Annotated in this window: 8 protein-coding genes; 4 read left to right on the forward strand and 4 right to left on the reverse strand. The window is 69.6% G+C overall.

Features of this window, described 5'->3' with window-relative positions; translation table 11 throughout:
* Positions 1-126: 126 nt before the first annotated feature.
* Positions 127-1,326, reverse strand: a complete 1,200-nt coding sequence (locus tag ACFW0G_RS04650; protein WP_378323363.1) for a CaiB/BaiF CoA transferase family protein — start codon at positions 1,324-1,326, stop codon at positions 127-129.
* Entirely contained in the window at positions 1,326-2,492 is a 1,167-nt protein-coding gene (locus ACFW0G_RS04655; protein WP_378323364.1) for an acyl-CoA dehydrogenase family protein, read from the reverse strand. The genes ACFW0G_RS04650 and ACFW0G_RS04655 overlap by 1 nt, the downstream gene beginning before the upstream one ends.
* Before the next feature lie 143 nt (positions 2,493-2,635).
* Between ACFW0G_RS04655 and ACFW0G_RS04660 the strand changes: the two genes are divergently transcribed.
* From ACFW0G_RS04660 to ACFW0G_RS04675, 4 genes are all read left to right on the forward strand, one after another.
* Entirely contained in the window at positions 2,636-3,379 is a 744-nt protein-coding gene (locus ACFW0G_RS04660) for an IclR family transcriptional regulator (protein WP_378323365.1), read from the forward strand.
* Between the two features lie 199 nt (positions 3,380-3,578).
* Positions 3,579-4,016, forward strand: coding sequence for a VOC family protein (locus tag ACFW0G_RS04665; protein WP_378323366.1), 438 nt, complete (start codon positions 3,579-3,581; stop codon positions 4,014-4,016).
* A gap of 65 nt (positions 4,017-4,081) precedes the next feature.
* A complete protein-coding gene (locus tag ACFW0G_RS04670) occupies positions 4,082-4,510 on the forward strand; it encodes a nitroreductase family deazaflavin-dependent oxidoreductase (RefSeq protein ID WP_378323367.1) in 429 nt (142 codons plus the stop codon).
* A gap of 62 nt (positions 4,511-4,572) precedes the next feature.
* The gene (locus ACFW0G_RS04675) at positions 4,573-6,582 is read left to right on the forward strand and encodes a prolyl oligopeptidase family serine peptidase (RefSeq protein WP_378323368.1); all 2,010 of its coding nucleotides are present in this window, start codon (positions 4,573-4,575) and stop codon (positions 6,580-6,582) included.
* A gap of 3 nt (positions 6,583-6,585) precedes the next feature.
* Here the strand turns inward: ACFW0G_RS04675 and ACFW0G_RS04680 are convergent, their stop codons facing one another.
* Together ACFW0G_RS04680 and ACFW0G_RS04685 are read right to left on the reverse strand one after the other, a co-directional pair.
* A complete protein-coding gene (locus ACFW0G_RS04680) occupies positions 6,586-8,142 on the reverse strand; it encodes an FAD-dependent monooxygenase (RefSeq protein ID WP_378323437.1) in 1,557 nt (518 codons plus the stop codon).
* An 85-nt stretch (positions 8,143-8,227) separates the two neighbouring features.
* On the reverse strand, positions 8,228-8,851 hold the full coding sequence (locus ACFW0G_RS04685) for a TetR/AcrR family transcriptional regulator (protein ID WP_378323370.1): 624 nt from the start codon (positions 8,849-8,851) through the stop codon (positions 8,228-8,230).
* Positions 8,852-9,139 lie beyond the last annotated feature (288 nt).

Here is a 9,139-nt window from a genome sequence, read left to right on the forward strand (position 1 = left end):
GTGCGGTCCCTTTCGCAGCCACGCGAAAGGGACCTCTCCCTGTCTTTGCTGTTTTGATGGTGAGTTGCTTGCGTACGCAGGGCTGGTTTTTTCGCTCGTAGCCCTGCGGTATAGGTCGTTATACACTTAGAGGTTTTCGGAACCCGGAGTTCTCACGAAGCCTTGGCTGATCGCGGTGTCGATCTCGGCCTCGCTGTATCCGGCCGAGGTCAGGACGGCTCGGGTGTCCTCCCCCGCTGCCCGCGGTGGGCTGACGGGCTTGCCGGGTGTGCGGCCGAGTTTGACCGGGATCCCCACTCCCCGATAGCCGTCGAGGTCGACGACCATCTCGCGGTGACGTGCCTGAGGGCTGTCCATGGCTTCGGCGACGGTGTGGACGGGTGAAGCGGGTACGCCGCGGCCAAGCAGGCGCGTACCCAGCTCCTCCCCTTTCCAGCAGGCGATCCGGGCGCCGAGGATGCGACGGAGTTCGACGGCGTTGTGCACGCGGTCGGCGTTGGTGGCGAACCGCGGGTCCTCCGCGAGTCCGGGGTCACCGAGGACGTCGGCGAGAGTGGCGAACTGCCGGTCGTTCCCGGCTCCGATGAACAGCAAACCGTCCTGGGTCTCGAAGTTCTGGTACGGCGCGATGGACGGGTGCGCGGAACCGGCGCGGGGCGGGACGACGCCGTCGGCGAGCCAGCTCGCGGAATGCGGGTGCAGCAGGCTGATCGCGGTGTCGAGCAGCGCGCAGTCCACCAGCTGGCCGAGCCCGGAGGTCGCACGCTCGCGCAGGGCGAGGAGGATCCCGGAGAACGCGAAAAGCCCTGTGACGCTGTCGACGAGCGGAACACCGACCCGCACGGGCGGCCCGTCCGCCTCGCCGCTGACGTACATCAAACCGCCGTACGCCTGGAGCACGGCGTCGTAGCCGGGCATGCCGCCCATCGGCCCTTCGGTGCCGAAACCCGTGATGCGGCAATGGATCAGGCGGGGCCAGCGCTCGCGGATGACGTCGTCCGGGTAACCCCATTTGGCCAGCGTCCCGGCCTTGAAGTTCTCGACGACGACGTCCGCGTCGTCCAGCAGGCGGGCGAGAATTTCGCGGCCGGCGGGCGCGGAGAGATCGAGCACGATGTTCTTCTTGTTGCGGTTCAGGTTCGTGAAGTACGCGCTGGTGCCCTCGCGGACGAACGGCGGGCCCCAGCCGCGGGTCTCGTCCCCGCCCGGCGGCTCGACCTTGATCACTTCGGCGCCGTGGTCGGACAGCATCTGCGTGCAGTACGGGCCGGCCAGAACCCGGGACAGGTCAAGGACTTTCAGCCCGTCCAGCGCCCGGGCCGCCATCAGTAGGACCTCGGGAGCCCGAGGACGTGCTGGGCGACGTAGTTCATGATCATCTCCTGACTGATCGGCGCCAGCCGCAGCAGGCGGGCCTCCCGGAAGTACCGCTCCACGTGATACTCCCGCGCGTAGCCCATGCCGCCATGCGTCTGCACAGCGGTGTCGGCGGCCTGGAAGCCCGCGTCGGCACACAGCCATTTCGCCATGTTGGCCTCCTTGCCGCAGGACAGGCCCTGGTCGTAGCGCCAGGCGGCGTTCCGGGCCATCAGTTCGGCCGCGTCGAGCCGGGTGGCGGCCTCGGCGAGCGGGAACGCTATGCCCTGGTTCCGCCCGATCGGGCGGTCGAAGACGACACGCTCGTTGGCGTACCGGACGGCGCGACGCAAGGCGGCACGCCCGATCCCCAGCGCTTCGTGGGCCAGCAGGATCCGTTCGGGATTGAGACCGTCGAGCAGGTACCGGAAACCCTGCCCCTCCTCCCCCACCCGCGCCGATTCCGGGACACGGAGGTCGTCGATGAACACCTCGTAGCAGTGCACGGCGTTGCGGCCCATCTTCGGGATCGCGCGGAGCTGGACGGCGTCGGATTCGATGTCGACGAGGAACAACGACATGCCGTCCGTGGGCTTCTCGACATCCTCGCGCTTGGTCGTCCGCGCGATGAGGACCATCTTCTGCGACTGGCCCGCCTTGGTGATGAACACCTTGCGGCCGTTGACGACGTAGGAGTCGCCGTCGCGCCGGGCGAACGTCGTGATCCGGGTCGTGTCGGTCCCGGCGTCCGGCTCGGTGACGCCGAAGCACACGTGCAGCGAACCGTCGACGGCCCGGGGCAGGATCTCGCGGCGCAGCTGTTCGCTGCCGTGTTTGACGATCGTGTTGAGCCCGAAGATCGTCAGGTGCATCGTGCTGCAGCCGTTCATCGCCGCGCCGGAGGCGGCCACCTCTTCGAGGAGCAGCGCGGCCTCGAGGACGCCCAGCCCGCCACCGCCGTACTCCTCGGGGATCGCCATTCCGAGCCAGCCCGCGCCGGCGAAGGCGTTGTAGAACTCGTGCGGGAATTCGCCTCGCTCGTCCTTGTCCGCCCAGTAGTCGTCGGAGAACTTCCCCGCGAGCTCGCGGACCGCGCCGCGGATGAGCTCCTGATCGTCGGTCAGCTGGAAATCCACGACCTCGCCTTCCGATCGTCCGTATTTACGAACCCGAATCCGGATATACGGCCAACGTAAGCGGCGCGTGCGCCCGGGTCAAGGAATACGCTGGAGCATCACGTGCGCTAGAGTTCGTATATACGAACGTATGGAGGGTGGCGATGACCGAGTCCGCCGCACGGGAACACCGCACGGTGAGCCGCGTGACCGGCATCCTGGAGAGCGTCGCCCGCGAAGGCGGCGCCCGGATGCACGAACTGGCCGCCACCCTCGACGCGCCGAAGTCCTCGGTGTTCGGCCTGGTGAAAGGCCTGGTCTCCACCGGATACCTGGTCGAGGACAGCGGCGTCTACCGGCTCGGCCCGGCACTCGCGAACCTTTCGCCCGCGGGCAAGCCGGACATCGTCGCCGCGGCGCGGCCCAGTCTCGAAGACCTCCGCGCGGAGTTCGACGAGACGGCCACCCTCAGCGTCGGTGTGGGCGACGCGCTCATCTACCTCGACACCGTCGAATCCGGGCAGCTGATCCGCTACTCCCCTCCCCTGCGCGTCCGGCGGCCGCTGTATCCGCCGAGCGCGGGCAAGGTGCTGCTGGCATACCTTCCCGAACGGCGCCGGGAGACGTATCTGGCCTCCGTGCTGCCAGAGGACCGGATCCCGGCGGCACGAGCGGAACTCGACCTCGTCCGCGCGGATGGTGTCGCCTTCAATCGCGGCGAGACGCTGCCCGACGTCAGCGCCGCGGCGCGGCCGGTCCTGATCGGCGGTGGTCCCGTCGCCGTCATCGCGGTCGCGGGGCCAACCTCCCGCATCCTCGACCGGCTGCCCGCGATCGCCGAGGCGCTGATCGACGCGACCGCCGCGGTCGCGGGCCGCTTGTCCGGCCGAGGCCGACAGTCTCACTAAGAGTTCTGGGGCTGTGGATGTGCCCGGAATGCCGTGAAGGCCTCGTTCACGGCCTGGGGAAGCACCCACCAGCAAGCCTCACCAAAGACTGTGACGGTGGTCACAACTACTGAACGACTACGGATGTCGAGAACGCGGGGCCCGGTCCGTCACAGGGGCACGAGCGGCCAGGAGGGCCGCACGGAACCGGGAGGCAATCATGACGATCAAGCGGATGGATCACGTCGGCATCGTGGTCGAGGATCTCGCGGCAGCCATCGCGTTCTTCGTCGAACTGGGCCTGGAACCGGAGGGCCAGACGACCGTCGAGGGCGCATGGGCGGACCAGCTCATCGGACTGGACAACGTCCACACGGACATCGCCTTCCTGCGGACCCCGGACCGGCACAGCCGGGTCGAGCTGTCGACGTTCCGCACGCCCGTGTCCAGCACCCCCGCGCCGAGGGCGCCGGTGAACGTCCCGGGCATCCCCCGCCTCACGTTCGTCGTCGATGGCCTCGACGACCTCCTCGACCGACTGCGCGGGCACGGCGCCGAGCTCGTCGGCGAGGTGGCGCGGTACGAGGACTACTGCCGGTACGCCTACGCCCGGGGCCCAGCCGGGGTCATCATCGGGCTGGTCGAAGAACTCGGCTAGCACCACGGTTCCCTCACGTCGTCCCAGGAATCGCCAAACCCTCCGCACCGGAAAGGACCGCCGCCATGGCCGTCGCCGCCGACTCGCAATGGGACTGGGTCGCCGAGCAAACCCGTACGTATCTGGCCTCGGGCGGAACCGAGGGACACGAGTCGAACGGCTTGTACACCCTTCTGCTCGCCACGACCGGCCGCAAGACCGGCATTCCGCGTCGCGCCTGCCTGATCGACGGCACCTCGGGGGACGACTTCGTCGTCGTCGCCTCCAAGGCCGGCGAGGACGACGATCCGGACTGGTTCAAGAACCTCCAGGCGGAGCCAAGTGTCGGCGTCCAGGTCGGCACTCGCCGCTTCACCGCCCGCGCCCGCGTCGCCTCCCCTGCCGAACGCGCGACCCTCTGGCCCCAGATGGCGCGCATGTTCCCGCTGTACGACGAGTACGCGCAGAAGACCGGCCGCGTGATCCCGATCGTCCTGCTCACCCTCGTGGGCTGACTCTCGGTCAGGATCCGGCCACACGGTGCCGAGAACGTCCTCGACGCGGTAGAGTCGAACATATGTTCGCTACCGACGTCGCCGCGTTCACCGACCTCGATTCCTTTGTGGACATCCCACGCGTCGAAGGGCTCTGGCTCTCCCCCGACGGACGCCGAGTCGTGGTCGGCGTCGCGACCCCGGATCACGTCCGGAACCGCTACACGACGGCGTTGTGGGAGGTCGCCCCGGACGGCGCGCTCCCGGCCCGCCGCCTCACCAGGAGTGCCGAGGGCGAATCCGGAGCGGCGTTCACGCCCGGCGGTGATCTGCTGTTCGTCTCGGCGCGGCCGCATCCGCTCGTCACCGGCGAGGAGACCGGTTCGCTGTGGCTGCAACCGGCGCGCGGCGGTGATGCCCGGCTGATCGCCGCGCCGTCCGGCGGTGTGCGCGGAGTCGTGGTCAGTGAGACGGGCACCGTTGTCTTCGGCTCGACGACACCGTCCTCGCCCGAGGCCGGGGAAGCACGCGCGGCCGCGAAGGTTTCGGCGATCCTGCACGAGGAATTCCCGATCCGCTTCTGGGACCACGATCTCGGTCCGGAACGGACGCGGCTGTTCGCGGCCGCGCTGTCCGGCGAGGAAGCCCCGCTCGGCCTCGCCGATCTCACCGGTCACGTGGGCCGGGCGCTGGACGACGAAAGCACCTGGGACATCACGCCGGACGGGCGCGCCGTGGTCGCCGTCTGGACGGTGGCCGAACCCGGTGGCTCGCAACGGCACACCCTCGTCGCGGTCGACGTCGCGACCGGGGAACGCCGCGTCCTGCTGGACGACCCCGCCCACGAGTACCACGCGCCCCGCATCTCACCGGACGGCGACCAGGTCGTGGTCGAAGTCGAGCGTCGGCCCACCGCGGACGACCCCGAGGACCGATACCTCGGCCTCATCCCGCTCACCGGCGGAGTGATACGTCCCCTGGCCCAAGATTGGGACCGCTGGCCACGCTCCCCTCGCTGGACTCCGGACGGCGAGGCGGTCGTCGTCACCGCAGACGACCACGGCCGGGCGCCGCTGTGGCGCGTCGACGTCGAGACCGGGGCGGTCAGCAGGCTGACCGGGGATCACGGCGCGTACACCGATTTCCGGATTTCCCCGGACGGCTACTGGGTTTACGCGCTGCGCTCCGCCGTCGACAGCCCGCCCGCGCCCGTCCGGATCGCCCTCGACGGCACCTCGATCGAGGCGCTGCCCGGCCCCGCCGAAGCCCTCGACGTCGACCTCCGACTACCCGGACGACTGGAGGAGGTGACCACGACCGCCGACGACGGCACCCCGCTGCGCGCGTGGCTCGCGCTGCCACACGAGGCGTTCGCCGACGCCCCCTCGCCGCTGCTGCTCCAGATCCACGGCGGCCCGCACATGTCCGCCAAGAGCTGGCACTGGCGCTGGAATCCGTGGCTCGCGGTCGCTCGCGGATACGCCGTCCTGCTGCCCGATTACGCGCTTTCCAGCGGCTACGGCGCCGACTTCATCCGACGCGGCTGGGAGCGGCGCGGCGACACACCCTTTCGTGACCTCATGACCATCACCGATGCTGTGCAGCGGCGCCCCGACATCGACGCGGACCGTGCCGCCGCGAACGGCGCGTCCTATGGAGGTTACCTCGCGAACTGGATCGCCGGGCACACCGGCCGGTTCGCCGCGATCGTCACCCACGCGTCCATCTGGGACTTCGACACGTCGGCGGCCACCTCCGACCTCGCATACTTTTTCAAGCAGCAGCTATGCGGCGACGGACCGGCGAAGGACTCACCGCACCGGTCCGCCGACGCCATCACCACCCCCATGCTCGTCGTCCACGGCGAACGCGATCACCGCGTCCCGATCGGGAACGCGCTCCACCTGTGGTGGGAGCTGTCCGCGCGGTCGAAGGCCGACAGCTCGGGACCGCACAAGTTCCTCTTCTTCCCCGACGAGGGCCACTTCATCCGGAAACCGCACAATGTCAAGGTTTTCTACGCGACGATGTTCGCCTTCCTCGACCACCACGTGCACGGCGTCCCGTGGCAACGGCCCGAACTCCTCGGCTGATCCTTACGCGGAAACGGGTTCGAGTACGCCGAACCACCGCCGCATCGCCGTGTCGAGGGCGGCCAGCTCCGCGGTGTCCGGGCTCGCCGCATCCGACGCCCACGCCACGTAGCAGTCCGGCCGCAACAGCAAGGCCGTCGGCCCGCCAGTCGTAGCGCTTCCGGTGACGATGTCGACGCGGTCGGTCCGTCCTGACCACGCCGCGGCCACTGAGCCGTCCTCGGTCAGATCCACCAGGAGCGGCCGCGCGGTCCGCGTCAGCTCCGCGAGCCGGACGATGCCGTCCCCGACGCGCAGTTCCAGCTCCGGTGCGAACCGGCCGACAGCCGGATGAGCGCCGGGCACTCCCATCTCGTACCGGACGTCGGTGCCCGCGATCAGTTCGGCGACCCGCCGGACGGCGTCCCGGTCCGCCAGCAGATCGGTGAACAGCTCGCGCAACGCGGTGACCTCGGTGCCCGGCGAGATCAGCGCCTGCTGCGCGTCGGCGTGCGTGATCATCCGGCCGGCCGCCCGTCGCCGCTCGACGTCGTAGGTGTCGAGCAGGCCGGAGGGTGCCTCGCCGCGGATCTCGGCGGCGAGCTTCCAGGCGAGGTTCACGGCGTCCTGCAAACCGAGGTTGAGCCCGGACCCTCCCGCGGCGAACACATGCGCGGCGTCGCCGATCAGGAACACCCGCCGGTCGCGGAACCGCTCGGCGACCCGGGTGTTGCCACCCAGCAACCGCCGCAGCAAATGCGGCCCGTCACCCTCCGGCGGTGTGAACGGGATGTCGACGCCGAGCACCCGGAAAGCGCTTTCCCGGAGTTCGCCGAGACTCATCGGCTGAGCGGGTTCGGGCTGGTCCCACTCTGTGGTGGCGATCGTGGGCGGGTGGCCCGGCAACGGGGCGTAGGAGAAGCCGCCGCGCTCCGTGCGATGCGGCAGGAATGGCCGCACGGCACCATGTCCGGGGACGCGCAACGCCCCGGTCGCCGTGTCCAGCCACTCCTCCGGAAGCTGGACGTGCGCCATCCGTGTCGTCGTCCGGTCGTAACTGACGCCGGGAAAACCGATGCCGGACAGCTTTCTCGTCGCGCTGTGCGCGCCATCCGCGCCGACCACGTAGCGAGCGCGCAGGCGGTAGGCCCCGTCCGGGCCGGACAGGTCGAGCGCCACACCGTCATCGTCCTGCGTCAGCCCGATGAGTTCGTGTCCGCGCCTGATTTCCACTCCGAGTTCACGCGCGCGATCCTCCAGCACCTCCACGATCCGCGGCTGGGGCACCGGGAGGACGTGGAGCGGGCTTTCGTCCAGCACGCTCAGGTCCACCGGCAGGCCACCGAACATGAAGTAGGCCGAGTTCGGCACCGGAGACTCGGGGCCTCCGCCGAGCCGCTCGTGCAGGCCACGCTGGTCCATCATCCGCACGACCTGCCCGAGCATTCCGTTGGCCTTCGGCTGGTCATCGGGTACCGGCAGGCGTTCCAGCACGATCGGCCGGAGCCCGGCCAGTGCCAGTTCACCCGCCAGCATCAGGCCGTTCGGCCCAGCGCCGACCACGGCAACGTCAGTGATCATCATGACTTTCTCCTTGTATGGCGGGAAAAATGGCAGGGCGAAGCCGCCCGGCGAACACCGGGCTTCATCTGTCCACAAAGGTCTGTCAGGGGGTTGGCAGGCCCGCGGTGATCAGCTCGAAGACCTTGTCGAGCAACGGCACGACCGAGCCGGACGGATCGTCACGCAGCCACTGCCCGACGGCGACCGCGCTCCCCGCACCCGCCACCGCCGCGACCAGCCGCGGGTAGACGTCGTGCGCGACATCGGTGCCGGTCCGCTCGGCGATCGCCTCGGCCAGCTCGTCCTGCGCCACGGCGTCGGCACGCAGGACCTCCGCCCGCACCGCCGGTTCGGCGAGCACGAGCCGCAGCCCGTCCAGCCAGCGCTGGTCGCGTTCGGACACTTCGGCCGTGTCCCCGCCGACGTCGTACTGGGCTCGCACCGACGTCGCCAGCGCCTGCCACAACGGTTCCTCGGCGGGCCGTGCCCGCAGTTCGTCGGCGATCCGCAGCGCGCGATCGAGATGACCGGCCGCGATGGCCTCCGCCTTGCCGGAGAAGTAGTTCCGGAACGTCCGCACGGACACGTCCGCCGCCGCGGCGACGTCCTCGACCGACACGTTCGGCCAGCCGTGCTCGACGCACAGCCGGATCGCCGCGTGGCTCAACGCCAGCCGTGTCTCACGCTTCTTGCGCTCCCGGAGGCCCGTGCGGTCGTCTGCTGCCATGTCGGACACTCTATGCCCAAAGTTGCCGGATCGGCAAGTTTGCCGTTTCGGCAGTTTTTCGTGGACCTGCAACCCACAGAGAAAACTTCAACGCGAGGTCGTATAGAGCGTTATACATCAGTCGCGAGTGTGCGCTCAGGTGAATGTCCATTGCGGACGGTCTACTGTGGAGCGGTCACCGTTGTGGGGGGGGGGGCGCGGGGGGGGGGCCCAAACCGGCGTGGGAGGGGGGCGGGGGGGCCCCCGCGCGGCAGCGAGCGGGGGGGGAAAGGGGGGCGGGCCCCGGAA

It is taken from the genome of Amycolatopsis sp. NPDC058986 (genome assembly GCF_042741125.1).
Taxonomy (GTDB): domain Bacteria; phylum Actinomycetota; class Actinomycetes; order Mycobacteriales; family Pseudonocardiaceae; genus Amycolatopsis.